Genomic DNA, 26476 nt, shown 5'->3' with positions numbered 1-26476 from the left:
CGTCCGGGTCCGCCGGCGCGCGGCCGGTCGGGCTCGCCGTCCGCGCGGACCACCTGACGGGCATGCAGGCCCGCGCGGGTGCGCTATTTCTCGACGAAGGCCTTCTCGATGACGTAGTGGGCGGCCTCGCCGTGGTTGCCCTCCTCGTAGCCGCGCGAGGACAGGAGCTCGCGGGTGTCGCGGATCATGTCGGGGCTGCCGCAGAGCATGAAGCGGTCGTTCTCGATCGCCATCGGCGGCAGGCCGATATCCTCGAACAGCTTGCCCGAGACCATCAGGTCGGTGATCCGGCCGCGGTTGCGGAACGGCTCGCGGGTCACGGTCGGGTAGTAGACCAGCTGGCTCGAGATCATCTCGCCCAGGAACTCGTGGCGCGGCAGCGTCTCGGTGATGGTCTCGCCGTAGGCGAGTTCCTGCACCTGCCGGCAGCCGTGGACCAGCACGACCTTCTCGAACCGGTCGTAGGCCTCGGGATCCTTGATGATCGACAGGAACGGCGCCAGGCCGGTGCCGGTGCCCAGCAGGTAGAGGTTGCGGCCCGGCAGCAGGTTGTCGAGCACCAGCGTGCCGGTGGGCTTCTTGCCGACGATGATCGGGTCGCCGACCTTCAGGTGCTGCAGCTTCGAGGTCAGCGGGCCGTCCTGGACCTTGATCGAGAAGAACTCCAGCTCCTCCTCGTAGTTGGCCGAGACCACCGAGTAGGCGCGCAGCAGCGGCCGGCCCTCGACCTCCAGGCCGATCATGGTGAACTCGCCGTTGCGGAACCGGAACGCCGGATCCCGCGTCGTGCGGAACGAGAACAGGTTGTCGGTCCAGTGGTGGACCGACAGAACGCGCTCCTCGTAGAACTTGCTCATCGACGGATCAGTCCTCGCTCAGGCGGACGCCGGGTCGGCAGTCCCGAACAGGTCGCGCAGCTTGCCGTCGCGGCCGTCCCACGCCGCGGCGTCGTCGGCCGGCTCGGTCCTCTCGGTGATGTTGGGCCAGAGACCGGCGTACTTGGCGTTGAAGGTCTTCCAGCCCGCCATCTCCGGTGCGGTGTCGGCCCTGATGGCATCGGCCGGGCATTCGGGCTCGCAGACGCCGCAGTCGATGCACTCGTCCGGGTTGATCACCAGCATGGTCTCGCCGACGTAGAAGCAGTCGACCGGGCAGACCTCGACGCAGTCGGTGTACTTGCAGCGGATGCAGTTCTCGGTGACGACATAGGTCATGACTTCGCACCTCGGCGGAGGGGTCAGAGCAGCGCGGGGAGATCCTGGCCCTCGAGATCGATCGCCAGCCCCTTCATCGCCTCGGCGCTGACCTCGCCGCCCATCGCGCGGAGGCTCTCCTCGCGGATCAGCGACATCAGCCCCCGGCGCAGGCCCAGGAACTCGGACGACAGGGTCAGGGCCGGCTGGCGCGGGCGGGGGAGGGGTACCACGACCTCGGCCTTGATGCTCCCGGGACGCGCGGTCATCACGTAGACGCGGTCGGAGAGGAAGATCGCCTCGTCGATGTCGTGGGTCACGAACAGCACCGAGATCTTCAGGCGCTGCCACATGTTGGTGAGGATCTGCTGCATGATCAGCCGCGTCTGCGCGTCCAGGGCGCCGAACGGCTCGTCGAGCAGCAGGATGCGCGGGCCGGTGGCGAGCGCGCGCACGATGCCGACACGCTGCTTCATCCCGCCGGACAATCGGTCCGGATAGTGGTTCTCGAACGCCGTGAGCCCGGCGAGGCCGAGGAGCGTCCGCGCCTGCCGCTCGCGCTCGCTGCGCCGGACGCCATTCATCTTCAGGCCGAACTCGACGTTCTCGCGGACCGTCTTCCAGGGAAAGAGCGAGTATTGCTGGAAGATCATGCCGCGATCCGCGCTCGGTCCCGCGATCGCCTCGCCGTCGACGGTGACCCGCCCGGATGACGGCTTGAGGAAGCCGGCCAGCGCGTTGAGCAGCGTCGACTTCCCGCAGCCCGAGGGCCCGATGATCGACACGAACTCGCCGGGATGGACGGTGAGCGAGGCGTTCGAGACGGCCTCGACGGGCCCCTCCATCGTCTCGTAGCGCAGGCAGAAGTCGCTGACCTCGATCAGGCCCCGGCTCGGTTCGGCCATGGCAAGCTCCCGATTGGTGACGCGCGTGGAGGACCGGTCCGGCGAGGGCCGCGCCGGGCGGCCGGGCGAGGCCTAGCGGGCCGCGGCCCAGGGCATGACGAGGCGGCCCACGAGACGGATCGCGAAGCTGGAGCCGAGGCCGAGCAGCCCGATCGTGATCATGCCGAGGGCGATGTCCGGGTACTGGACCAGCGAGTAGGCTTCCCAGGTGAAGTAGCCGATGCCGAACTGGCCGGAGATCATCTCGGCGGCGATCAGCGAGACCCACGCCACGCCCATGCCGACCGTCAGCCCGGTGAAGATCTGCGGCAGCGAGGCCGGCAGGTAGACTTCGCGGAACACCGCCGCCTCCCGGGCCCCGAGGCAGCGTGCGGCCCGCACCAGGACCGGGTCGACCTGGACCATGCCCTGGAGGGTGTTGATCAGGATCGGGAAGAACGAGCCCAGGAAGGTGATGAAGACGATCGAGCCCTCGTTGGTCGGCCACAGCATGATCGCCATCGGCACCCAGGCGATCGCCGGGATCGGCCGCAGCACCTCGCAGATCGGGAAGGCGATCTCCCGCAGGAGGCGGTAGCGCCCCATGAGGAGCCCGAGCGGCACGGCGACGCCGCCGGCCAGGAGGAATCCGAGGAGGATCCGGCGGCAGGAGATGAGCACGTGGTCGCCGAAGTTCGGGCTGCGCAGGGCGATCGCCGCGCGGCCCACGACGTCCATCGGCGTCGGGATGTTCAGGAACCGCACGTAGAGGGTCACGCGGTTCGCGGTCAGATACTGCCAGAGCGCGACGAACAGGATCAGCGAGGCGAGCCCGATCAGCGCGGCCCGGAACGCGCCGTGATGCAGCCGCAGCCAGCGGCGGACGCGGCCGGGCGCGGGGCGGGTGGACGCGGCCGGCGGCGGGAGGGGCGCCGCCCGCGGCGGGCGCGACTCGGTGGCGGGCCGGAGAGCGACGGCTTCCATGCGGTTCTAGCCTCCCGTCACAGCGGCCTTCAGGGCCTCGTCGTAGGGCATCACCGTGCCGCCGCCCCGCGCCGCGGCCTCCGCGTCCTGCTTCAGCAGGAACGGCGCGATGCCGCCCTTGCCGTCGACGACGTAGAAGGCCTCCCGGGCGAACAGCTTGATGCCGCGGGCCGTGTCGAAGACGTAGGCGACGTCGACGGCCTGCCCCCTGGACTTCATCTCGTTCAGCGCGCCGAGCGTGCAGGCAGCGCTCGCGTAGGGCTGGATCGCCCCGCCCTTCACCCAGATCTCGCCGGCCTTGCGCGGCTCGGTGACGGGCCTCTTGCAGTACGTGTCCTCGCCGCGCACCTCGTAATTGGCGGTGCTCGCGCGCTGCTGCGCGTAGTCCAGGCCGCGCTCGGCGAAGACCTTGCGCAGCGGCGCGTCGTCGACCCACGGACCGACGTCGAACGCCTTGATCCGGTCGAGCCGCTGCAGGACCTTGACGTCCTCGCGGGCGGCATCGACCAGCTGCGGCTTGATCGTGGGATCGACGGTCATGATCCCGCCGGGCCCGAGGAAGATGTAGACCACCTCCTTGTCGGTACCGGTCCAGGCCGCGATCTGCTCGGCCGCGCGCTTCGGATCGGCCTTGACCCAGGCGTCGGCGTCGAGGACGGCCTTCAGGTAGGCCTCGACGATCTCGGGGTAGCGGTCGGCGAAGTCGGAGCGCACGACCACGCCGTGCCAAGTCGGGAGGTTGGTCTCGACGCCATCGAACACTTTGCGCGCGAAGCCGCGGAACGGCAGAAGCTCGGCGAAGGGGACGAAATCCGCGTGCGCGTCGATCTTCCGCTCCTGGAGATTGGTCGAGCCGACCTCCGGGCTCTGGCTGACCAGGCGGAAATAGGTGGCCGGGTAGCCCTTGTCCTGCAGCGCCTTGAGGACCATCCCGTGGGCCGCCGACCCGAAGGGCACGCTGACGACCTTGCCTTTCAGATCCTCGAAGGAGAAGTATTCGGAAGCCTTGTTGACCACGATCCCGTTGCCGGATCCGTGGAGATTGTAGGCGGCGACCGCGATCAGCCGCGATTGGCTCTCGGGATTGTTCTGGAACGTCGCGCCGTTGACGACCAGTGGGTAATCGCCCATCGCGCCGAACTGCAGCTTCCCGGCCATCATGCCGTTCGTGACCGGCGGCCCGGACGTGAAGTTCTGCCAGTCGAGCTGGATCGTCGTGCCGGCGTACTTGCCGGTCTTGGGCAGGTATTTCTCCAGCAGCTTGAGCTGGCGGATCACCACGCCGACCGTCGCGGTGTTGGTCGTCGTGTCCTGCGTGCCGATGCCGACGGTGAGGGTCTCGGCGCGGGCCGGTGCCCCGATCCCGGCGCCCGCCAGCGCGAGGAGCGCGAGAGCGGAGACCGATCTGAGCCCGGGAAATCGTCCAGTCATCGCCCGCTCCAACATTTCGGCCCGATGTCGCGAAGACATCGACGGCATGATCGGGCGCTGCGGCGCGTCCGATCAAATGCCGAGGACGCCTGCGGGTCGATTAGTTGCGCAAAAACGTCGAGCGGCTCCGGATGTGCTGCGGTTTTGTGCGGGACGCTCGCGTTTTAGGCGCATTCCTCGCCGCCGCGCATCGCCGCGAGGATGTCGGGACGCAGCACGACGATCTGCGTGCGCCGCGTCACGAGCACGCCCTGCTCCGAGAGCCGCTTCAGGCTGATCGTCACCCATTGCCGGGTAGCGCCGACCATGTGGGCGAGGTCGGCGTGCGTGAAGGTCGCCGCGATCACCGTCCCGTCCTCCTCCGCCACGCCGTAGAGGTCGCACAGGTGCAGGAGCAGGTGGGCGAGGCGCTCGGTGATCGAGCGGGTCCCGAGCATCTGGGCCAGGGTCGAGTAGCAGCGGCCCTTGAAGGTCAGGCCGTCGATCACCCCGATCGCGAGGGCCGGGATCTGCGTCACGAGCTGCCGGAGCGCCTTGGCCGGCAGGTGCAGCACGCTGGAATTGCTCGCCGCCATGCCCGACCATTTGTGGAGGCCGGCGCCGAACACGTCGGGACCGCCGACGAAGTTGCCGGGGTACCAGTAGGCCAGCGTGATCTCGCGTCCGGACGGCGCGGCGTAGAAGACCCGGATACGGCCGCTCTCGACGATCCAGATCCCGTCGTTGGGCGTCTCCTGGGTGAACAGGGTCGCGCCGCGGTAGAGCACGCGGCGCCGGCCCTTCTCCAGCACGAGGGCGACCTCGCGCTCGGTCAGCCCGTCGAGGAGAGGGCGCTGCCCGGTTCCGGCCTTGGGCGCGGCCTCGGACAGCAGGAGGGCGCTCGCCTGGGTCTGGAGCCCCGCCGGGGCCTGAGACGGGCGTATCGGCGCCGTGGTCTGCATTGCCGCCTCCAGCATCCTACCGGCCGCGGCGCAGCAAACCCTGTACCAGCTCTAAACTGGCCGCCGGCACCGGCAGCGTCTGGATATCCCGGAGCCGAGCGGACGTGAAGCGGCGCCGCACCCGGAGGATGCGGCGCCGCGACGAGGCCGAGACGGCCGGATCGATCAGGGGCGTCCCTGACAGCGTCCGATCGCCCACTGGATGAGCTTGCGCACGTCGGGATCGGGATCGTTGGCGGCCGCCTCGAGGGCCGACAGGCCCCGCGGGTCGGCGATCTCGCCGAGGGCTGCGGCCGCCTCCTTGCGCAGGTTGCTGACCTCCGAGGTCAGCGCCCGCCCCAGGATCTCGACGGCCGCCGGCGCCCGGATCCGGCCCAGGGCGTTGGCCGCCTTGGTGCGGACCTGCCAGACGGGATCGTCCATCACGGCGATCAGGGGCGCGGTCGCCTCGGGCAGCCGGATCTTGGCGCAGGAGACGGCCGCCTCCTCGCGAACCTGCCAGTGCTCGTCGGACAGGCCGGCGATCAGCGTGCCGATGCCCGGGCCGCCGGAGCGCAGGAAGACCAGCGCCGCCATCGTGGCGCGCCGGACCGTCGGGTCGGGATCGCCCGCGGTGGCGATCAGCGCCGGCAGCGCCTCCTCGGCCTTTAGGTAGCCGATGACGCCGAGACCCTCGCGGCGCACCTCCGGGGACGGGCTCTGGAGCGCCTTCAGCGCGGCCGACAGCGCGTCCGGCAGGACGAGCTCGCGCAGGGCCCGCAGGGCGGAGGCCTGCACGAACGGGTCGGCGTGCGCGGCGCGCTCGATCAGGAGCGGCCCGCAGGCCGGCTCCTTCTTCTCGGCCAGGGTGTCGGCGGCGGTGCGGCGCACGGCCTCGTCGGCGTCCTCCAGGGACCGCACGAGGCCCTCGACGACGTCCGCGCCGTCATGCTCGTCCAGCGCCTTGGCCGCCGCGGCGCGGACGGCCGCGTCCGGATCGGCGAGGCCCTTGAGGAGCAGGACCTTCGCCGCGGGGCCGACGGCCTCGGCGAGCTCCATCATCGCGACGCGCCGGACGCCGGCGTCGGCACTCGCGCAGCGCTCGGCCGCGTCGTCGAGATCGTCGTCGAAGGAATCGAACACGGGGCTCATGGTCGGCCTCAGCGCAGCAGGTAGGGAATATTGACCTTGACCGCGTTCGTGGGGCAGTCGACCTCGCAGGGCATGCAGTACCAGCACTCGTCGTACTTCATGTAGGCCTTCTGCCGGGTCTCATCGATCGCGAGGATGTCGAGCGGGCAGACGTCGACGCAGACGCGGCAGCCCTTCTCGGCGATGCACTTGGCGTCGTCGATGACGACCGCGGCGCTGCTGGCCTGATTGATGATCGGCATGGATCGATCTCCGGTACGGGGCGGGGTTACTCGGCGGCGGCCGGCGTCTTGATGCGAAGCTGGTGGTAGGCGCCCATCTCCTCGGCGGCGACCGGCACGATGAACGGGTCGACGGCGCGCTTCGCGTGGGCCATACGGCCCTGGCCGTCCTTGAACAGGACCGTGTGGCAGGCCCACTCGGCGTCGTTCGTCTCCGGATAATCGACGCGCAGGTGGTAGAAGCCCCAGCGGCTCTCGGTGCGGTAGAGCGAGGCGGCCGCCGCCATGTCGGCGCAGTCGAGGATCGTCTGCATCTCGAGCGCCCGGTGCAGCTCGTGCGGGTCGCGGGCGCAGAGCAGGTCGAGGTCCTCGCGGATCTCGGCGAAGCGGCGCTGGCCGAGCTCCATCTTGGCCGTCACCTTCGGCGGCTCGAGATAGTCGTTCACCAAGCGGCGGGTCTTGAACTCCATCTCGTGCGGGGTGAGCCCGTCGACGCGCCGGGTCGGCGCCAGGACCCGTTCGCGCTCGACCGCGATGTCCGCCGGGTCATGGTCGGCGAGGGCATTGGCCGTGCAGTAGGCTGCGGCGTCGGCCCCGGCGATGCCGCCGTTCACGAAGGCGCCCAGCATATAGTTGTGCGGCACGCTCGCCATGTCGCCGACCGCGTAGAGGCCGGGGATTGTCGTGCGCGCGAACTCGTCGACGAACACGCCCGAGGCGGAGTGCCCCGAGCAGAAGCCGATCTCGGAGATGTGCATCTCCACGGGACGCTGGCGGTAATTAGTGCCGCGCCGCTCGTGGAAGCGTCCGCGGGAGGGGCGCTCGTTCGAGTGCAGGATCGTCTCGATCTCGGAGATCGTCTCCTCGCGCAGATGGTCCATCTTGAGAAAGACCGGGCCGTTTCCGCCCTGCAGCTCGCGCCAGAACTCGAGCATCATCTGTCCGGACCAGTAATCGCACTCGATGAACCGCTCGCCGCGATTGTTGGCCGTGTATCCGCCGAACGGGCCGGTGACGTAGGCGCAGGACGGGCCGTTATAGTCCTTGATCAGCGGGTTGATCTGGTAGCACTCGAGGTTCGCGAGCTGCGCGCCCGCGTGGTAGGCCATCGCGTAGCCGTCGCCGCAATTCGCCGCGTTCTCGTAGGTCCCGAACAGGTACCCGGAGGCCGGCAGGCCGAGGCGGCCGGCGGCCCCGCAGGCGAGGATCACCGCCTTGGCCTTCACCACCAGGAACTCGGAAGTACGGGTGTTGACGCCGATCGCTCCGGCGATGCGCCCGTCCGCGCCCTTGAGCAGGCGCGTCGCCATGTACCGGTTCGTCACGCCGACCTGGAGGCGGCGGAGCTGCCGGTAGAGGACCTTCTTGACGTTGTGCCCTTCCGGCATCGGCAGCACGTAGGTCCCCATGTGGTGGACCTTGCGCATGTTGTACTCGCCGGAGCCGTCCTTCTCGAATTTGACCCCGAGCTTGTCGAGGTACTGGATCATCGGGAACGACCCCTGCGCGTAGGCCATCACCGCCTTCTGATTGACGATGCCGTCGTTGGCGACGGTGATCTCCTTCACGTACTGCTCGGGGGTGGCGTAGCCCGGCACGACGGCGTTGTTCAGCCCGTCCATGCCCATGCTGATCGCGCCCGAGCGCTTGACGTTGGCCTTCTCCATCAGGACGACCCGGAGCTTCGGATCGGCCTCCTTGGCCTTGATCGCGGCCATCGGACCGCCGGTGCCGCCGCCGATCACCAGGATGTCGGTCTCGATAATCTCGGTCTTCGTCGCGGATTCGAACGCGTTCATGTCAGGATCTCGCGTCAGGTCAGGGGCGGGGCGTGTGGGATCGCCGGAGGATCGGATCGCGCGGTCAGGCGGCCTGCGCGGCGTCGGGCGGGCCGTCGACGGCCTCGGCCACGAGGGCGCGCAGGTAGGACCAGGGGAAGATCCCGCGGGCGTGGCCGTCGGAGAACGCGATGTGGACGGCGTAGCCGCCCATCGGTTCGACCCGCGCGACCGCGATGTCGGCGGCGGCCTGAGGAAAGCGTCGCTCGACCCGGTCACGGGTGCACCACGCGCAGCGGCAGCGCAGCCGCAGCCGCTCCGCCGACAGCGTCGCGGTCAGCCCGTCGCGCCATTGCAACCGGAGGCCGGTCCCGCCGCGCGCGAGGGTGGCGGCCTCCGGGATCGCCTCGGGATCGAACGGGGGCGGGTTCGGAACCCCGGTCGCGTGGTGTGCCATCCGCTCCTCCTCTGTGCCTGCGTCACAGAAGCCGAGGGGCGGGCGATCCGACAGCAATTAGTTGCTCAGAATCTCAGTCAGGCCGCCGGCCGTGGCGACACCGACCAGCTCGGAGCCCGGAGCCGGGCCGTCCGCCGCGGATGCCCGCGGACAGCGACCGTCCGGTGGGCCGGATCTACGGCTCGGTCGTCTTCGTCTCGGGCCCGCAGATGCCCCTGAGTGCCGTCCAGGCGGCGCCGGACAGGATCTGGCGTTCGGCCGCCGCAGGGCCCGCCTGGGCGCGGATCGCGGCGGCGCGCTCGCGCGTGAAGGGATGGCTGCGCAGCAGGTCCAGCACGTCGCTCTTCCCGTCGTGCTTGTCCTTGGCGATGCGCTCGAGGATGTCGGCGAGCGCCGCGCCGTTGCCGCCCGCGCGGGTCATGAGGTCGACCGCGTAGGCGTCCGCCGCCCGCTCGGCGTCGCGGCTGTAGCCGGCCGAGAGCACCGCGTCGCCCAGCGCGATGATGATGGTCGAGCCGGTCAGGTCTCCCAGGACGAGGCTCAGGAGGAACGAGGTGCCCGACGCCCGGATGAGGGAGCGGGTCGGATCGCGTCGGCGGACGTGGCCGAGCTCGTGCGCCAGGACCGCCGCGACCTCGTCGGCCGACCGCGCCCGCGCGATGAGGCTCGAGAGCACGATCACGCGGGCGCCCGGCAGGGCGAAGGCGTTGGCCGTGCCGTGCCGGCGCACGCTCACGGCCACCTCGGGTGGCAGCGAGCCCTCCGCCCGACCGGCCGCGACGAGGCGGCCCACGAGCGTGTCGAGGGCCGCGCGGCCGGCCGGTTCCGCGCAGGCCGGCGGGTCGCCGAGGAAGCGCAGGACCTGCGGTTCCGCCACCGCCCCGAGCCGCGCCTCGGCCGCGTCCGGCACCAGCGGGGCCAGCAGCCCGGCGATCTGCGGGACGCCGAAGACCGCCACGAGCAGGACCGAGAGACCGGCCGCGAGAGACCAGAGCACGAGCCGCACCGTGCCGCCCGAGCGCTCCCGGCGATGGAGGTCCGGGCAGCGCGCCGCGAGCGCGGCGGCGAGCGTCGCGTCCGAGAACTCCACGCGGACCGGCTCGCCGGCCGGACCGATCCGCATCATTGGCGGCACGGAGACGGCGGCGCGCAGGTCGAGCAGGTTCCAGTCCTGGGCGATTCCGGGCCCGGAGACGCGGAAGCGGTCGTCGAGGCGCAGCGCGACGGGATGTGCCCGCGCGCTGACGCCGTCGAAGTAGCGGCCCTCGACCTCGATCGGCGTCGCGTCGATCGCCTGGGAAGCGCGGGCCAAGCGTCAGAAGCCGATCTGGAGCGCGCCTCCGACGTCGAGCGCGTCGGCGAGGCCCTCCTGCAGACCGCTGCCGGCACCGCGCGACGAGGCGAGGACGGCATCCAGGGCCTCGGGATCCGTCACGGTCGTGCTCGTCGCGACCGCCGCCCACAGGCGGGCCTGCACCACGCGCACGTAGAGCACCGCGAAGAGCGGCGCGCCGACCAGGTAGATGAGGACGACGAGCCAGTGGAGCATGCTGAGGTCGCCCGCCGCCCGTGCGGCGAAGATCAGCAGAGCCGCGACGAGGCCCAGCACGACCAGGAAGCCAAGGAGCGACAGCATGTAGACGATGTACGGCCAGTAGAACTGCCGCGCCTTCAGGCTCGAGGCGAGGCGGGCGTGACCGAGGCTGGCGGCTCCCATGAACGCCCGCGTCTCGCGTGCGCGGTAGTACGGGAGCAGGAGCAGCGCCGCGGGCACGCAGATCGCGGCCACGAAGCCCATCGCCTGGAGGAGGATGCCGATCTTCGAGGCCGCGTAGGCGGGGTTGAGGATCGTCTGGCCGGCCTTGCCGCCGGGCTTCGGTACCAGGAGGTCCGTGGGCAGCGAGAAATCCGCCGCGACCAGGAGGGCGATGCCGAGCCCGATCAGCGGCCCCAGCCCGACCCCGTACAGCAGGAGCCAGGGACCGAGCACGCTGCGTCCCCGCGCCGTCGAATGCATCCGGCTGGTCCCGACCAGGGTGTGGTCGATGCGGTAGCGTTCCAGGCTCGCCCGCATGAACGGGAAGGCCAGGCCGAAGGTGACGAGCGTGAGCAGCCACCAGCCGCCCGCGCGGGCCGCGTAGGCGAGGCCCGATCCGTCCTGCCCGAGGCGGATGCCGCGCCAGAGCGTCCGCATCGCGCGGTATCGGCGCCCGCGGTAGATCGCGAATTGCCCCAGCAGGAACAGGAACACGAAGGAGATCACCACCGAGAACGGGGCGAGCGCGGGCGCGACGAGCGAGAGCGCGAACAGCGCGACGTAGATCGGCACGAGGATCGCGAGCGCGACGAGGAAGCCGAGGAACAGTTCCTTGCCCGTGCCGGTATACTCGGCGGGCGAGCCGTCGAGCGCGGTGCGCTCCCAGAAGAAGCGGCGCAGATTGGTGACGTACCAGAATCTGTAGATGCCGAAGGTCACGATCGAGAGCAGGAAGCCCTTCAGCGCCAGCCAGGTGAGACCTTTGACCCGCGGGTCGAAGGTTACGGCGGCCACGCGCGTGCCCGGAGAGCCGCTCCGCGTGTCGAACTGGGTGCCGGTTGCCGAATTCATGGGTCCGTCGATCGTCCCGTCGCGTTTCGCGGCCAGACACTAGGAAGGAAGGCCTGCGCTGACCAGTTCCGCGCGGCCGCAATTCTGTCCCGTCCCCGCAATGTCGTGCAACGACCGTTCGTATTGCGGGGCGTCGTTAACGCGCGGTCTCCGGTTGCCGGGCGATGCGACCGAGCGGCCTCGCCGGGGTGCGCACCGCGCCCGGCCGCCGTTGAGCGCGTCGCTAACTCAGGACGGACAGAGCCGCCGCGAGGTCGGCGACCAGATCGTCCGGGTGCTCGATCCCGATCGACACCCGGATGGTCGCGTCCGTGATCCCGAGTCGGTCGCGCACCGCCTTCGGCACGCCCGAGTGGGTCGTGGAGGCCGGGTGGCTGGCGAGCGATTCCGTTCCGCCCAGGCTGACGGCGAGCTTGAACAGCTGGAGGCCGTTGAGAACCCGGAACGCCTCGGCCTCGCCGCCGACGATGTCGAACGAGAACGTCGAGCCCGGGGCCGCGCACTGCTTGGCGTAGACCTGCGCCTGCCGCGATCCGGGCTCGAGATGCGCGAGATGGTGGAGGCGCGCCACCTTCGGGTGCGCCGCCAGCATCCGGCCGACGATCTCGCCGTTGCGGTTGGCCGCGCTCATCCGCAGCGACAGGGTCTCGAGCGAGCGCCCGAGCATCCAGCAGGAATGCGGGTCGAGGCCGGTCCCGATCGCCGAGCGCAGCAGCCGCACCGGCTTCATCCGCGCCGCCGAGCCGAGGGCGGCGCCGGCGATCAGGTCCGAGTGGCCGCCGACATACTTCGTCAGGGAGTAGACCGAGATGTCGGCGCCTTCGCGCAGCGGGTGCTGGAAGAGGGGCCCGAGCAGGGTGTTGTCGCAGACGACGACCGGCGCCTCGCCGCCCTGCCGGGCGCCGATCTCCTCGGCGACCGCCCGGACGAGGCCGAGATCGACGAGGGTGTTGAGCGGGTTCGAGGGGGTCTCGACCATGACGACGCTGACGCGTCCCGCGCCCGCCGCGCGGTCGGCCGCGGCGCGCACGCTCGCCGGATCGGTGCCGTCGGAGAACCCGAACGGCGCGATGCCGAACCCGGCCAGGGTCTTGGCGATCAGGGTCTCGGTGCCGCCGTACAGGGGTTGCGAGTGCAGGATCGCGTCGCCGGGCCGCGCGAAGGCCAGGATCGTGGTGGCGATCGCCGACATGCCGGAGGAGAAGACCAGCGCGGCCTCGGCCTCCTCGAAGACGGCCAGCCGGTCCTCGACGATCTCGCTGTTCGGGTGATTGAAGCGCGAGTAGACCAGCCCCGCCGCCTCGCCGACCGGCGGTTCGCGCCGTCCGGAGACGTAGTCGAAGAAGGCTTTGCCGTGCTCGGCCGAGGTGAACACGAAGGTCGATGTCAGGAAGACCGGCGGCTTCACCGCGCCCTCAGACAGGGCCGGGTCGTAGCCGTAGCCGAGCATCAGCGTCTCGGGACGGAGCGGGCGGTCGCCGAGCACCTTCCGGTGGTAGCGGTCGTCGGACATGCTGGCCTCGCTCCGACAGGCCCCCAGCCCGGGGCTGGGCAGCCCGGTTGCGCTCTGACTCCGGGATTCCGGACGCGGGAGCATGGCACAGGCAGGGCCGCTACGGAACGCCGCCGCTTTCCCGGCGCGCCGCGGCGGAGGGCGGACGCGGGTCTCAGCCGGACCGCGCCGCGCCGCCCGAATCCAGGCGCTCCAGGACGCGGGCGACGTCGGCCGTCGTCATCTCCCACTCGTTCTGGAAGTTGGCCACGACGCCGCGCATGAAGCGCTGTTGCAGGCGCTCCGCCTCCGCCGCGTCGCCGAGATGATCCACCAGGATCGCGTAGGCGAGCTGCGAGGGCTCGGGACCTTCGTAGCTCCACTCGAAGCCGTTCCGGGAGTAGCACTTGGCCTCGGCCCGATCCGGCAGCGGCGCCCCGTTCACCGTGACGACGATCCCGTCGATCGTCCGATCCCCGGCATAGACCTTGTCCATCACCGCGCCTCCCGGATCCGGTGGCGCGGGGTGCGGCCGTCGGAGCGGTTGCGCATCACCTCGGGGAAGATCCAGAGGCTGACCACCATGAACGGGCCGAGGAAGGCCACGGCCCAGCGCGGCCCGGTCTGGCCGAGATGGCCCATGTAGAACCAGCCGGCGAGCGCCGCGAGCGCGACGGCGACCGACAGGCCGCACTTGATCGGAAACGGCATCGGATCCCTCCCGGATCGCGCGTGCGGGTCAGAGGACGAAGACGGCGCCGACCTGCTGCAGCAGGCCGAGGGCGCCGCAGAGGGCGGCGAGCACGATCGCCAGGCCCGCGACGCCGTCGCGCCAGCGCTGGGGCCAGACGTTGAACAGGCCGGGCGCGAACAGCACGGCGAAGCCGCCCACGATCACGAGGCTCGACCAGCGGAGCTCGGCGACCCCGTAGGCGAGCATCCCGCCGGTCAGCGCCGCGAGCAGGAGGACGTTGGCGGCGATCAGCGCGAGGCCGAGGGGGCGCGCCCTCAGGTCGGGCCGGGTCTCCAGTGGGAACATCCCGGCCAGCACGTAGAAGCCGGTGCAGGCGATCCCGGCGAAGAGGGCGAACCACGCGAGCGCGGCTACGTTCGGTTCGATCATGTCCATGGCAGAGTTCCGGGCTGCTCGTCAGTCGGCGCGGCGGGATAAGAGCCGGGTTACTTCGCGGTTACTTGGCGGGTTACTCGGCGGTTTACTCGGCCGCCTGCATGGCGCGGGGCTCGGGGGCACCGGGCGTGCGCGCGGTCTTGCGCATGTCGGTCTTCACGTGGCGCGTGTCGTAGCCGTTGAAGAGCGTTCCGATGAGGCCGCGGTTCAGGTCCGAGGTACCGAACAGCCAGTCCATGATCGGGAAGGTCAGGTTCATGTTCCGCTCCATCATGATCGACTGGTCGTGATGGGCCGTGTGGTGCCGCCGGTTCGTGTTGATGAACGGCATGTTGCGGACGAACCAGTTCTCCTCGACATGGCAGCAGAAGTGCATGAACTCGTAGATCATGTAGATGCTGGTCGTCGTGGTGATGAACAGCCACCCGACATTGGGCGTGAAGATGTTGCCGAGCACGACGGCGCCGGGGATCGACATCAGCGTGAACGTCGCCAGCGCATAGGGCGGGAAGAACGTCACCCGGTAGTCCCGGTGGTCGGCGAAGCGCATCTCGTGGTCGGTGAAGAACTGGTGATGCTGCAGGGTGTGCCGATTGTAGACGGCCCGCCCGATCGGATTGCTCTGCGGCCGGTGCATCACGTAGCGGTGGAGCCACCACTCGAAGAAATTGCAGAACAGGAACACGACCGGGACCGTCGCGAGTTCGATCCAGCTCGGCGCGTGGATGTTCGAGACGTAGATGTACAGGGCCGTGAGGCCGATCGTGTAGATGATCGCGATGTGCAGGAAGCCGTTGTACCAGCCGGCCACGCGCTGGCGGTAATTGGCGCGGTAGTTCCGCTGCCGCTCGCTCATGCGGGTGTTGGCGAGTTCCATGGTGCGTCTCCTCGCTGGGAAGGGGGTGACGACGCGTCCCAACCGGGATCTGTCCGTCTAGAGATACCGTTGATATATCAGTTGTCAACCTGACCGGGCGACGGCGCCGCCGCCCGGTCGGGGCCGGTCCGGTCAGTGCGAGATGGCTTCCAGGGACTTGCCCTTGGTCTCGATGCCGAGGAACCCGACGCTCGCGGCGGCGATGACGAACGAGCCGGCGCCCAGGGCGAAGACGCCGCCGTGACCGAGCACCGGCAGGATCAGGCCGATGGCGAAGGGCCCGATGAGCGAGCCGACGCGGCCGATGGCCGAGGCGCAGCCGGCCCCGGTGGCGCGGGCCCGCGTCGGGTAGAGTTCGGGCGTGTAGGCGTAGAGCACCGACCACATGCCGAACAGGAAGAACTGCATCATCAGCCCGAAGGCGATGAGCCAGCCGAACGACGGCGAGTGACCGTACAGGTAGGCGGCGACGGCGCTGCCCAGGAGCATCAGGACCGCGGTGGGCTTGCGGCCCCAGCGCTCGACGAGGATCGCCGAGGCGATGAAGCCCGGCACGCCCGCGAGCGAGATCAGGATCGTGTAGGTGACCGACTTGGCGACGCTGTAGCCCGCCTCCTGCAGCAGCGCGCCGAGCCAGGTGGTGAGGCCGTAGAAGCCCAGCAGGGCGAAGAACCACGTCAGCCAGATCATCACCGTGCGGCTGGCGTAGCCGGGGCTCCAGAGTTCGAGGAACGAGAAGCGCCGCTCGGCCCGCGCCGGCTCGGGCAGGACGGTCGGCTCGGGAAGCGGGCGCCCGTCGAGGCGCAGGGCGACCTGCCGCTCGATCTGCGCCATCACCCGGTGCGCCTCCGCGTGCCGGCCCCGGTCGGCGAGCCAGCGGGGCGATTCCGGCACGAAGAAGCGGATCACGAACAGGAACAGCGCCGGCACGGCCTGCGCGAGGAAGACCGCGCGCCAGTCGAAGGAGCTGAGCAGCACGTAGCTGAGGCAGCCGGCCGCGATGAAGCCGAGCGGCCAGAACCCTTCCATGATGGCGAGGTAGCGGCCGCGCTTGGCGGTCGGCAGGAACTCCGAGACGATGGCGAGCGCCACCGGGAACTCCATGCCCATGCCGAAGCCGAGCAGCAGGCGGGCATGGCCCAGCATCGTCGCGTCCGGGGCGTAGGCGCACCAGAGGCTGCCGAGCCCCCAGAACACCATGCTGATCTGGAAGACCACCTTCCGCCCGAAACGGTCGGCGAGCATGCCCGACAGCGCCGCGCCCGCGAACATGCCGATGAAGCTCATGCTCGAGAGCAGTCCCGCCTGGGCGGTCGTCAGGCCGAACTCGGTCTTGATCGACCCGAGGAGGAAGGTGAGCGAGCCGAGATCGATCGAATCGAAGAACCACGCCGTGGCGATGATGAGGAAGATGTTGCGCTGGAAGGCGGTCATCGGCAGCCGCTCGAGGCGCGCCGCGATCAGCGCGCCCGATCCGACCGCGGCACGGGCGGTGGCGTCCGCGCTCGCCCGATCCGGCAGCACGTCGCCGGCGGAAATCGCAACAGGCCCTGCCATGGCTCAACCTCCCTCTTGGTTATATGCGGCAAGTCGTCATGCAGGATATTACTAAGATGCGCAAGATATATCAGACGTATGCCCTTGCACGTCGGGTGCCCCCGCCCCATGCACGCTGATGGCGGCGTGGTGTCCGGAGCCGGCCGTGGCGGGGGTGTCGTCCATGAACTTCGTGACCGGGAAGACGACGTCCGTCCGCGCCGCCGAGCCGGGCCGCAAGCGGGCGCGGAAGGCCGTGAAGGAGGCGTCGCAGGACGTGTCCCAGGAGGCCTCGCAGGGGGCCTCCCACGCCGCGGGCGGCGACGACGATCTGCCCGACCTGACGCTGACCGACCGGGCCTACCAGCAGCTGGAAGAGATGATCACGACCCTGGTGCTCCCGCCCGGCCTCGTGCTCGGCGAGCAGAACCTGGTCCAACGGCTCGGGATCGGACGGACCCCGATCCGGGAAGCCCTCCAGCGCCTCGCGCGCGACGGGCTCGTCGTGGTCATGCCGCGGCGCGGCATCCTGGTGTCGGACATCAACGTGCGCTCGCAGCTGCGGCTCCTGGAGACGCGGCGCGTCCTGGAGCGCCTGATCGCCCGCCTCGCGGCGGAGCGATCCACCCGCGAGGAGCGCGAGGTCTTCGCGGGGCTCGCGCAGGACATGCGCGACGCGGCCGCGGCGTCGGACGATCTGGCGTTCATGCGCCTCGACCGGCAATTCAACGAATTGATCGCGACGGCCTCGCGCAACGAGTTCGCCGTGCGCTCCCTGGAGAGCATGGCGGGCCTGTCGCGGCGGTTCTGGTACCAGCACTACAAGCAGGCGGCCGATCTGCCGCTGACCGCCAACCTGCACGCGGATGTCTGCGAGGCGGTCGCGCGACGCGACGTCGAGGCTGCCGGCGCCGCGTCGGACAGGCTCGTCGACTACATCGAGAGCTTCGCCCGCAAGACGTTGGATCTCTGAGGTCGCGCGACGGGACCCGCGTCGGGCGGTCGACGCGGCGACCGGGGCGGCGGTCAGTCAGGGGAGGGGCGCGGGGCGGACGGCGATCCGATCCCGGCCGCTTCGGGGCGGCGATCGGATCGCCGCCCCTCTTTAGTGCCCCCTACGACGCGACGCGCGCGGCGTTTCCGAGGCGTGGTGCTCCCGGCGAGCCGGTCACGCGGGGGCTCCCAGAGCGACCGGCTGGGTCGCGCGGCGGTAGATCAGGAGCGTGGCGACGAGGCCGCACGCCCCGCCGAAGGCCATCCACAGCCCGGGGGCCGCGCGGTTGCCCGTGGCCTCGATCAGCCACGTGGAGACGAGGGGCGTGAAGCCGCCGAGGAGCGCCGTCGCCAGCGAGTAGGCGAGGGAGAAGCCGGCCGTGCGCACGCTCGCCGGGATCACCTCGGTCAGCGCCACCACCATCGCGCCGTTGTAGCTGCCGTACAGGAAGGACAGCCACAGCAGGGCGATCAGCATGTTCCCGAAGCTCGGGTTGGCCACGAGCCAGCCCAGCACCGGGTAGGCGGTGAGCAGGGTCAGCGCCGAGAACACCAGCAGGAGCGGCTTGCGCCCGATCCGGTCGGACAGGGCCCCCATGACCGGCAGCCAGAACAGGTTCGACAGGGCGGTGCAGAAGGTCACCAGAAGGCTGTCGGTGTCGGACAGCTTGAGCACGGCCTTGCCGAAGGTCGGGGTGTAGACGGTGATCGTGTAGAACGAGATCGTGGTCATGCCGACGAGCAGCATGCCGAGCAGCACGATCTGCCAGTTGCTGGCGAGCGAGCCGAACACCTCCTTCATGGAGGGGCGGTGCTTGCGCTTCAGGAACTCCTCCGTCTCCTCCAGCGACCGCCGGATGTAGAACAGGAACGGCACGATCGCGCAGCCGATGAAGAACGGGATCCGCCAGCCCCAGTCGTTCATGTCGGCGAGCGAGAGGGCGTGGTTGAGGATGTAGCCGATCACGGCGGCGAACATGACCGCGACCTGCTGGCTGCCGGACTGCCAGGACACGTAGAAGCCCTTGTTGCCGGGGGTGGCCATCTCCGACAGGTAGACGGAGACGCCGCCGAGCTCGACGCCGGCCGAGAAGCCCTGCAGCAGGCGCCCGACGAGGACCAGGAAGGGCGCGAACAGGCCGATCGTGCCGTAGCCGGGGACGAAGGCGATCAGGATCGTGCCGGCCGCCATGATGCCGAGCGTGACGATCAGCCCCTTCCGGCGGCCGATGCTGTCCACGTAGGCGCCGAGGAAGATCGCGCCGAGGGGCCGCATCAGGAAGCCGGCGCCGAACGTCACGAAGGTCAGCATCAGCGAGGCGAACTCGTTGCCGACCGGGAAGAAGGTCTTGGAGATGTAGGTGGCGTAGAAGCCGAACAGGAAGAAGTCGAACATTTCCAGGAAGTTGCCGCTGGTCACGCGCAGGACCGTGGCGACTTTGGAACTCGACGGATGGGCCTGTATCATTGCTGTCTCCCTCAGGCGCCGGAGCGGTCGCAACCGCACGAGGGAAGCGTCGGTTCTGAACGGCTGACGATCGCTCGTGGCGATCGGGCTGCAGCCGCAAACCAATCCTCCCATGTATTCGCGCCGACTTCGCAGCGCTTGAGGCCGCTATACGCCGGTCAACCTGTCACGAAGCTGTCGCGGGACCCGGTCTCAGCGGCCTTCCATGGCGCGCCGCCAGCGCCGCAACATGCGGGCGTGCCGGATCTGGTCGAGGTTGGCCAGCAGCTCCGGCCCGACCGGGACCGGCCGCAGGGCCGGCGCGGACGCGACCGGGTCGTCGGCCCGGCGGGCATCCGTCCGGGCCGGCGTCAGCGACCGGGCGGCGAGTCGCGCCTGCCCCTCGCGGGAGAGCATGTAGTCTAGGAACATGCGGGCGGCGGCGGGATGCGGCGCGTCCTTCGCGATGAAGGCGATCCGCGAGACGAGGAGCGTGTAGTCCGTGGGCAGCACGAGGCCGATCGCCGGGTCGTGCCGGGCCCGCTCGAGGGCGTAGGCGCCGAACACGCCGTAGGCGAGGACGGCCTCGCCCGCGGCGATGCGGTCGAGCATGGTCTCCGTCCGGGTGTAGAGCTTCACGCCGGCCTGCCCGAGGGCGGAGACGAGGTCCCACGTCCGGGGCGTCACGTCCGCGTCCTGCGCGAGGATGAGCGAGCCGACGCCGCTCCGCTCCGGATCGTAGGCGGCGACCTTTCCCTGCCACGTCTCGGGGTGGTCGGTCAGGGCTCGGATCAGGTCGGCGCGGGTCTGGGGAACCTGCTCCGGCGGGAGGAGCGTCCTGTTGTAGGCGATGGCGATCGGCTCGGCCGTGACGCCGAAGGCCTCGTTGCGCCACACGGCCCAGGCCGGCAGGAAGGCCGCCTCGGGGGACGCGTAGTGGGCGGCGTAGCCGTCGTTCACCAGCTTGATCTGGCGATCCATGGCGGAACTCCACACGATGTCCGCCTTGACCGCGCCGGCCGCGGCCTCCTCCACGAAGCCGTCGTACAGGGTCGCGGAGTTCATCTTGGTGTAGGAGACCGCCACGCCGGGATGGGCCTCGCGGAAGCCCGCGAGGAGGTCGGCGACCTCGGCCTCGTCGGTCGTCGCCCGCACGACCACGACGGTCTCGCCGCGGGCCGCGGCGGGCCCGGTCCCCTCGGCCGCCGGTGGCGGTTCGACCTGTGCCGAGGCCGGGCCCGGACCGGCCATCAGCAGCAGGACGAGGCCGACGACAGCGGGAGCGCGCACCAGATTCTGCCCTTCGAGAGCCGCGGGAGTCCCCGCAGCTTCGCCGTGCAGAGACCGGGCGGGAATGCTAATCTCGGAGCGCCGCTTCGGCCAACACGATCGATGACGGGAGGAGCATGCGCGTTCTGGTCGTCGAGGACGATGCCGCCCTGGCGCGCGGCCTCGTCGCCGCCCTCCGGCACGGCGGATACGCCGTCGACCACGAGGCGGACGGAGCGGACGCGGTGCAGCTCGCGCTGAGCGAACCCTACAGCCTCATCGTCCTGGACCTCGGCCTGCCGGGCCTGCCGGGCTTCGAGGTCCTCAAGGCCGTCCGGGCGGCCGGCTCGACCGTTCCGGTCATGATCCTGACCGCGCGCGACGCCATCAGCGACCGCGTCCGCGGGCTCGATCTCGGGGCGGACGATTACCTGCTCAAGCCGTTCGACCTCGCCGAGTTCGAGGCGCGGGTGCGGGCGCTCGTCCGCCGCGGGCAGGCGGTGCCGAACCCGGTCCTGCGCTGCGGAACGCTGGAGCTCGACCGGGCCGCCGGCACCGTGACCCTCGGCGGGGCGCCCGTCGCGCTGCGCCGCCGGGAGCTCGCCGTCCTGACCATCCTGATGACGCGCGCCGGGAAGCCGGTCCCGAAGGAACGGCTCAGCGCGGAGATCTTTGGCTTCGACGAGGCGGTCGCGCCGAACGCCCTCGAACTCTACGTCGCCCGCCTGCGGAAGAAGCTGCAGCCGGACGGTCCCGAGATCCGCACGATCCGCGGCCTCGGCTACCTGCTGATGCCGGTGTGACCCGGCCGCGCGCGCCCTCGATCCGGCGGCGCCTGCTGGTCCGCATGCTGCTCCCGGCCCTGGCGCTCGCGCTGCTGCTCGGCTTCGCCGGCGCGCTCGTGATCCGGAACGTCGTCGAGACGACGCACGACCGCCTGCTCGACGGGTCCGTCCTGGCGATCGCCGAGCGGCTGACCGTGGAGGACGGCGAGGTGTCGGTCGACCTGCCCCGCGTCGCCCTCGGGATGCTGGAGAGCCAGGCGCAGGACCGGATCTACTACAGCGTCACCTACGGCGGGGCGCTGGTGACCGGCTATCGCGACCTCCCGGGTCTCAACGTCGACACGCTCCCGCTCGGGGTGACGACCCATCGCGACGGCATCGTCCGCGGGGCGGCCGTGCGGATCGCCGCCCAGGCCCGGCGGGTCTACGGGAAGCCGGACCCGGTCCTCGTGCAGGTCGCCGAGACGCGCGAGGCCCGCCAGGGCCTGGAGCGCCGCCTGCTCGCCGGGCTCGCGCTCGCCGAGCTGGGGCTTATGGGCCTGATCGGGGCCCTGTCGTGGTACAGCATCGACAGCAGCCTGAGGCCGCTGACCCGGCTGAGCGACGCGATCGACCGGCGGGCGGTCCCGGGCGCGATCAACCTGCAGCCGCTCGATATGGCCGGGGTGCCCCGCGAGGCGCTGGCCCCGGTGCTCGCCCTCAACACCCTGCTCGAGCGCCTGGAGCAGTCGATCGCGGGGGAGCGCACCTTCACGTCGGACGCCTCGCACCAGCTGCGGACGCCGCTCGCCGTGCTCAGGATGCACGTCGAACTGCTCCGCAGGCTCACGCCCGGGGAATCGGCCCACGCCGCGGCGATCGACGAGATCGACGGAGCCGCGCGGCGCCTGGAACGCCTCCTCGCGCAACTGATCGCGCTCGCCCGCGCCGATGCGGCCGCGGCCGGCACGGACGCCGCCGCGGCGATCACCGACCTGAACGACGTCGCGGCCCGCGTGGTCACGGAGCAGGTGCCCCACGCCCTCGCGCGCGGGAGCGAGATCGTGCTCGATCGCCCCGACGGCGCGGTGCCGGTCGTGGGCGATGCGTTCATCGTCGGCGAGATCCTCACCAATCTCGTGGACAACGCGATCCGCTACAACCGTCCCGAAGGCACCACCGTCGTCCGTGTCCGGCGCACGGAGACCGGCGCCTGCCTGGACGTCGAGGACGAGGGTCCGGGCATACCGCCGGAGGTGCGCGAGAAGGTCTTCGAGCGATTCTACCGTGTCGCGACGCGGGACGGTCCTGACGGCAGCGGCCTCGGGCTCGCGATCGTTCGAGCCCTCGCGGACCGGATCGGCGGGGCGGTCACGCTCGGTTCCCGGGCAGGCGGATCGGGACTCGTCGCGCGGGCGAGCTTCCGCGCGCCGTAGTCCCTGCACGGGGCGATTGTCCGGTGCGTTCGGCCTTATCCGGCCGTCCGACCCAGGTCGCCTTAGCGGTGGCTGCCGGCTCGGATCTGCGCCGGCCGGCTCTCGTGCGCGGCACCGGAACAGGCGGACGCCCTCCGGTCGGCTGTAGCGGCCGGGGCACTGCGCACCTGCTCGGCGGTGTCTCGGGCACGTCATCCGGTCTCGCCACTTGAAAGATACCGCGCGGTAGGTATCTTCGCGGCGAGGACGATTCCCGTCACTCGCGGAAAGGGGCCATGGCGACCGCCTATCATCGCAAGAAGCGGCCCGAGCTCGTCCGGCGCGCGCTGCTCGATTGCGCCGCCAAGCTCGCCCTGGAGCAGGGCCTGTCTGCCGTCACCGTGCAGGCGGTCTGCCACGCCGCCGGGGTGACCAAAGGGGCCCTGTTCCACCACTTCCCGAGCAAGCAGGCCCTGGTCGAGGGCGTCGTCGCCGACCTGATCGCGCAGCTCGATGCGGAGATCGACGCGGCGATGGCGAAGGATCCCCGGCCGTACGGCCGGTACACCCGGGCCTACGTCGACATCACGCTGCACGACCCGATGATGACCGAGGGCAGCCAGTGGGCCGCGCTCCACATCTCGATCCTCGCCGAGCCGCCCCTGCGCCGCATGGTGTCGGCCTGGTTCGCGGAGCGCCTGCACCGCCACCGGGACACCGACTGGGGCGCCGACCTCGAGTTCGTCCGGCTCGCCGCCGACGGCGCGTGGCTCGCCTACCTCGTGCGCGAGAAGCCGAGCGACCCGGTCCCCGCCCTCGACGCGCTCCGCGACCGCCTCGTCGCGATGACATTGGCTGAACCGTCCGCCCACCCGGGCGGCGACCGGGACTGAGCCATGGGATCGACTTCGATGGATGGGTTCGCCCCCGCCCGCGGCGCGGACGGGCCGGGCGATGCCGCGGAATACGGCGACCTGGCCGCGCGGCACGTCTCCGTCGCCCGGATCCTCACCCTGTTCCGCCCCTACGCGAGCCCGATCGCGCTCGTCATCGGGCTGATCGCTCTCGCCTCCGCCGCGGGGCTCGCCGCCCCGTTCCTGCTCCGCGAGATCGTCGACGTCGCGCTGCCGCGCGCCGACCTCGGACTGCTCGGCCGGCTCGCCGCCGGCATGGTCGGCCTCGCCGCGCTCGGGGCGGGCATCGGCGTGCTGCAGGCCCTCGTCACCGCGAAGGTCGGGCAGGCCCTCATGGACGACCTCCGGGTCCGCGTGTACGCGCATCTGCAGTCGCTTCCGCTCGGGTTCTTCACGGCGACCCGCTCCGGCGACATCCAGTCCCGCATCGCGAGCGACATCGGCGCCCTCCAGGCGCTGGTCACCCACACGGCGGGTGAGGCCACGCGCAACGCCAGCGCGGTGGTGATGACCGCCGCGGCCATGCTGCTGCTGGACTGGCGGCTCGCCCTGTTCTCGTTCCTGGTCCTGCCGCCGGCGACCTGGATCAGTGTCCGCGTCGGCCGGTTGCGCGAGGAGACAACCTACGCGCAGCAGGAACGCATCGCCGAGATGACGTCCGCGGTGCAGGAATCTCTCTCGGTCTCCGGCATCGTCCTCGCCCGCACGATGGGCCGCGTCCCGCATCTCGCGGAGCGTTTCGCGCGGGCCTCGCGCGCGGTGGCCAACCTGGAGGTCCGGTCCCACACGGCCGGGCAGTGGCAGTGGTCGGTCATCGACCTCGTGCTGCAAGCCCTGCCGGCCCTGACCCTGTTCCTCGGCGGCTGGATGGCGGGCGCCGGGACGACCATGACCATCGGCACCCTCGTCGCGATGATCGCGCTGCAGGAGCAGATGCTGTTCCCGCTCGAGGAGGTCCTGCGCACGGGCGTCGAGGCCCGGAAGACGCGGGCCCTGTTCGCGCGCATCTTCGAGTACCTCGACAAGCCGGTCGGCATCACCGAGCGGCCCGACCCCGTCACCCTCGACCCCGCCGAGGTCGCCGGCCACGTGCGCCTCGACGGCGTGACGTTCTCCTACGACCGAGCCGGCCCCGCGACGATCGCCGGCGTCACGCTCAATATCCCGGCCGGGTCGCACACCGCCATCGTCGGCGCGACCGGCTCGGGCAAGTCCACCCTCGGCCATCTCCTGGCCCGGCTCTACGACGTCGATGGCGGCGCCGTGCTCTACGACGGCGTCGACGTGCGCGACCTGAGTCTCGCCTCCCTCTCCGAGGTGCTCGGGGTCGTGACGCAGGACCCGTTCCTCCTCCATGCCAGCGTGGCCGAGAACCTGCTCTTCGCCCGGCCGGATGCGACGGTCGCGGAGATGGTCGCGGCGGCCCGGACGGCCCAGTTGCACGACATGGTCGCAGCCCTGCCGGACGGGTACGACACGCTGGTGGGCGAGCGCGGGCACCGCTTCTCGGGCGGCGAGCGGCAGCGCCTCTCGCTGGCACGGACCATCCTGCGCGACCCGCGCGTGCTGCTGCTCGACGAGGCGACGAGCGCCCTCGACACGGCGACGGAGCGAGCGATGGTCGAGGCCCTTGCCCGTCCAGGCAAGCCCCGCACGACCATCACCGTCGCCCACCGCCTCTCGACCGTCCGCCGGGCCGACCAGATCGTCGTGCTCGATCGGGGGCGCGTGGTCGAATGCGGCACGCACGAAGCCCTGCTCGCCCGCGGAGGCGCCTACGCGCGCCTCGTGCGCCAGGCGGCCTGACGGCCACGATTGTAGGACGGATTTCCATGCCCTCACACGCACCGGCCCGGCGGTCGCCGACCCTCGCCGCCCTCGGCCTCGTCGCGGCGCTCGCCCTGCAGGGCTGCAAACCCGGGGCGGACGGTCAGGCACCGGGCGGTCCCGGATCGGCGGGTTCGCCGCCCGACGTCTCGACCGCTCGGGCCGAGCCCGGGGCGGTGCCCCGCACCCTCGACCTGCCGGGTCGCCTCACCTCCACGCGGGTCGCCGAGGTCCGGGCCCAGGTCGCCGGCATCATCCATGAGCGCGCTTTCGAGGAAGGCAGCCTCGTCCGGAAGGGCGATGTCCTCTTCCGCATCGACCCCGCCGTCTACCGGGCCGAGGTCGATGCCAAGTCCGCGGCCCTCGACCGGGCCGAGGCCACGCGGGTGCAGGCGCTGAAGCAATCCGAGCGCACCGAGACCCTTCTGGAGCGTCAGGCGGCCAGCACCGCCCAGCACGACCTCACGATCGCCGCCCTGCGCCAAGCCGAAGCCGACGTCGCGAGCGCGAAGGCGCAGCTCGCCCGCGCCCGAATCGACCTCGACTACGCGACCGTGCGCGCGCCCATCGCCGGCCGCATCGGCCGGGCCCTCGTCACGGAGGGCGCCCTCGTGGGCCAGGGCGAGGCGACCAAGCTCGCGCTGATCCAGCAGGTCGATCCGATCTTCGCGGATTTCAACGCCCCCGCCGCCGATCCGGGCCGGCTGGCCGAGCGGGCCACGGGCAAGGAGGAGACGGCGGTCCGCCTCGTCCTGCCCGACGGCGCGCTCCACGCCGATGCCGGGCGGCTGCTGTTCACGGATGTGAGCGTCGACCCCGGCACCGGGCAGGTGTCGCTCAGGGCCACGTTCCCGAACCCGAAGGTCGTCCTGCTGCCGGGCACCTATGTCCGTATCCGCCTTGCGCAGGGGCTGGTGCCGGGCGCGGTCGTCGTCCCGGCCCAGGCCATCCAGCGGTCGAGCGCCGGCGTCGCGCAGGTCTTCGTGGTCGGGGAGGACAGGATCGTCGCGCTGCGCCCCGTGCGGGCGGGGGCGCTGACGGATGCGGGCTGGATCGTCGAGGACGGGCTCAAGGCCGGCGAGACCGTCGTGGTCGAGGGTTTCCAGCGGATACAGCCCGGCATGGCGGTGAACCCGACGCCCTGGCAGGGCCCCCGGACGTCCTCCGCCTCCGCGAAGCCCTGAC

At 70.8% G+C, this 26476-nt stretch carries 26 protein-coding genes; 6 read left to right on the top strand and 20 right to left on the bottom strand.

What is annotated here, in order from left to right; genetic code table 11:
• Window positions 1-83 precede the first annotated feature (83 nt).
• The 18 genes from ACLBYE_RS00560 to ACLBYE_RS00475 form a co-directional block, all read right to left on the bottom strand.
• Entirely contained in the window at window positions 84-857 is a 774-nt protein-coding gene (locus tag ACLBYE_RS00560; RefSeq protein ID WP_447692606.1) for a ferredoxin--NADP reductase, read from the bottom strand.
• A gap of 18 nt (window positions 858-875) precedes the next feature.
• Complete coding sequence (gene fdxA, locus ACLBYE_RS00555) at window positions 876-1214, bottom strand: ferredoxin FdxA (protein ID WP_447692605.1); 339 nt, start codon at window positions 1212-1214, stop codon at window positions 876-878.
• A gap of 23 nt (window positions 1215-1237) precedes the next feature.
• Window positions 1238-2098, bottom strand: coding sequence for an ABC transporter ATP-binding protein (locus ACLBYE_RS00550; protein WP_447692604.1), 861 nt, complete (start codon window positions 2096-2098; stop codon window positions 1238-1240).
• Between the two features lie 72 nt (window positions 2099-2170).
• Window positions 2171-3061 (bottom strand): ABC transporter permease, encoded by an 891-nt coding sequence (locus ACLBYE_RS00545; protein WP_447692603.1) that lies wholly within the window; start codon window positions 3059-3061, stop codon window positions 2171-2173.
• A 6-nt stretch (window positions 3062-3067) separates the two neighbouring features.
• Window positions 3068-4492, bottom strand: coding sequence for an ABC transporter substrate-binding protein (locus ACLBYE_RS00540; RefSeq protein ID WP_447692602.1), 1425 nt, complete (start codon window positions 4490-4492; stop codon window positions 3068-3070).
• Between the two features lie 164 nt (window positions 4493-4656).
• On the bottom strand, window positions 4657-5433 hold the full coding sequence (locus tag ACLBYE_RS00535; protein WP_091682861.1) for a Crp/Fnr family transcriptional regulator: 777 nt from the start codon (window positions 5431-5433) through the stop codon (window positions 4657-4659).
• Window positions 5434-5598: 165 nt separating this feature from the next.
• Entirely contained in the window at window positions 5599-6564 is a 966-nt protein-coding gene (locus ACLBYE_RS00530; protein WP_447692601.1) for a HEAT repeat domain-containing protein, read from the bottom strand.
• Between the two features lie 8 nt (window positions 6565-6572).
• A complete protein-coding gene (locus tag ACLBYE_RS00525) occupies window positions 6573-6806 on the bottom strand; it encodes a 4Fe-4S dicluster domain-containing protein (protein WP_020095796.1) in 234 nt (77 codons plus the stop codon).
• A 26-nt stretch (window positions 6807-6832) separates the two neighbouring features.
• Window positions 6833-8584, bottom strand: coding sequence for a fumarate reductase/succinate dehydrogenase flavoprotein subunit (locus tag ACLBYE_RS00520; RefSeq protein ID WP_447692600.1), 1752 nt, complete (start codon window positions 8582-8584; stop codon window positions 6833-6835).
• A gap of 64 nt (window positions 8585-8648) precedes the next feature.
• The gene (locus tag ACLBYE_RS00515; RefSeq protein ID WP_447683857.1) at window positions 8649-9020 is read right to left on the bottom strand and encodes a DUF971 domain-containing protein; all 372 of its coding nucleotides are present in this window, start codon (window positions 9018-9020) and stop codon (window positions 8649-8651) included.
• A gap of 175 nt (window positions 9021-9195) precedes the next feature.
• The gene (locus ACLBYE_RS00510; protein WP_447692599.1) at window positions 9196-10332 is read right to left on the bottom strand and encodes a M48 family metallopeptidase; all 1137 of its coding nucleotides are present in this window, start codon (window positions 10330-10332) and stop codon (window positions 9196-9198) included.
• A gap of 3 nt (window positions 10333-10335) precedes the next feature.
• Entirely contained in the window at window positions 10336-11628 is a 1293-nt protein-coding gene (locus ACLBYE_RS00505) for a YjgN family protein (protein ID WP_447692598.1), read from the bottom strand.
• 223 nt (window positions 11629-11851) lie between these two features.
• A complete protein-coding gene (locus ACLBYE_RS00500) occupies window positions 11852-13141 on the bottom strand; it encodes a cystathionine gamma-synthase family protein (RefSeq protein ID WP_447692597.1) in 1290 nt (429 codons plus the stop codon).
• Window positions 13142-13295: 154 nt separating this feature from the next.
• Entirely contained in the window at window positions 13296-13616 is a 321-nt protein-coding gene (locus ACLBYE_RS00495; protein WP_447692596.1) for a DUF6166 domain-containing protein, read from the bottom strand.
• Complete coding sequence (locus ACLBYE_RS00490; protein ID WP_447692595.1) at window positions 13616-13831, bottom strand: hypothetical protein; 216 nt, start codon at window positions 13829-13831, stop codon at window positions 13616-13618. Before ACLBYE_RS00490 ends, ACLBYE_RS00495 begins: the two co-directional genes overlap by 1 nt.
• Window positions 13832-13859: 28 nt before the next feature.
• Window positions 13860-14249: a hypothetical protein gene (locus ACLBYE_RS00485; RefSeq protein WP_447692594.1), complete on the bottom strand. Its 390-nt coding sequence runs from the start codon at window positions 14247-14249 to the stop codon at window positions 13860-13862.
• Between the two features lie 85 nt (window positions 14250-14334).
• On the bottom strand, window positions 14335-15126 hold the full coding sequence (locus ACLBYE_RS00480; protein WP_354456675.1) for a sterol desaturase family protein: 792 nt from the start codon (window positions 15124-15126) through the stop codon (window positions 14335-14337).
• A 132-nt stretch (window positions 15127-15258) separates the two neighbouring features.
• Complete coding sequence (locus tag ACLBYE_RS00475) at window positions 15259-16683, bottom strand: MFS transporter (protein ID WP_447692593.1); 1425 nt, start codon at window positions 16681-16683, stop codon at window positions 15259-15261.
• Between the two features lie 145 nt (window positions 16684-16828).
• Here ACLBYE_RS00475 and ACLBYE_RS00470 point away from each other — a divergent pair, with 145 nt between their 5' ends.
• Window positions 16829-17635 (top strand): GntR family transcriptional regulator, encoded by an 807-nt coding sequence (locus tag ACLBYE_RS00470; RefSeq protein WP_447692592.1) that lies wholly within the window; start codon window positions 16829-16831, stop codon window positions 17633-17635.
• 195 nt (window positions 17636-17830) lie between these two features.
• Here the strand turns inward: ACLBYE_RS00470 and tcuC are convergent, their stop codons facing one another.
• Both tcuC and ACLBYE_RS00460 read right to left on the bottom strand, forming a co-directional pair.
• Complete coding sequence (tcuC, locus tag ACLBYE_RS00465; protein WP_020095784.1) at window positions 17831-19123, bottom strand: MFS transporter; 1293 nt, start codon at window positions 19121-19123, stop codon at window positions 17831-17833.
• A 192-nt stretch (window positions 19124-19315) separates the two neighbouring features.
• A complete protein-coding gene (locus ACLBYE_RS00460; RefSeq protein WP_447692591.1) occupies window positions 19316-20392 on the bottom strand; it encodes an ABC transporter substrate-binding protein in 1077 nt (358 codons plus the stop codon).
• A gap of 116 nt (window positions 20393-20508) precedes the next feature.
• On the opposite strand from ACLBYE_RS00460, the gene ACLBYE_RS00455 reads away from it, so the two are divergent.
• The 5 genes from ACLBYE_RS00455 to ACLBYE_RS00435 all read left to right on the top strand — a co-directional run bounded on the left by ACLBYE_RS00455 (window position 20509) and on the right by ACLBYE_RS00435 (window position 26475).
• A complete protein-coding gene (locus ACLBYE_RS00455) occupies window positions 20509-21174 on the top strand; it encodes a response regulator (RefSeq protein ID WP_447692590.1) in 666 nt (221 codons plus the stop codon).
• Window positions 21171-22571 (top strand): sensor histidine kinase N-terminal domain-containing protein, encoded by a 1401-nt coding sequence (locus ACLBYE_RS00450; protein WP_447692589.1) that lies wholly within the window; start codon window positions 21171-21173, stop codon window positions 22569-22571. Before ACLBYE_RS00455 ends, ACLBYE_RS00450 begins: the two co-directional genes overlap by 4 nt.
• Before the next feature lie 275 nt (window positions 22572-22846).
• Window positions 22847-23443 (top strand): TetR/AcrR family transcriptional regulator, encoded by a 597-nt coding sequence (locus ACLBYE_RS00445; RefSeq protein WP_447692588.1) that lies wholly within the window; start codon window positions 22847-22849, stop codon window positions 23441-23443.
• 18 nt (window positions 23444-23461) lie between these two features.
• Window positions 23462-25270 (top strand): ABC transporter ATP-binding protein, encoded by a 1809-nt coding sequence (locus ACLBYE_RS00440; protein WP_447692587.1) that lies wholly within the window; start codon window positions 23462-23464, stop codon window positions 25268-25270.
• A 26-nt stretch (window positions 25271-25296) separates the two neighbouring features.
• On the top strand, window positions 25297-26475 hold the full coding sequence (locus ACLBYE_RS00435; RefSeq protein WP_447692586.1) for an efflux RND transporter periplasmic adaptor subunit: 1179 nt from the start codon (window positions 25297-25299) through the stop codon (window positions 26473-26475).
• The last annotated feature ends 1 nt before the right edge of the window (window position 26476 follow it).

This window comes from Methylobacterium sp. A52T (assembly GCF_053346095.1).
This window is presented reverse-complemented; position numbering and strand designations above follow the sequence as displayed.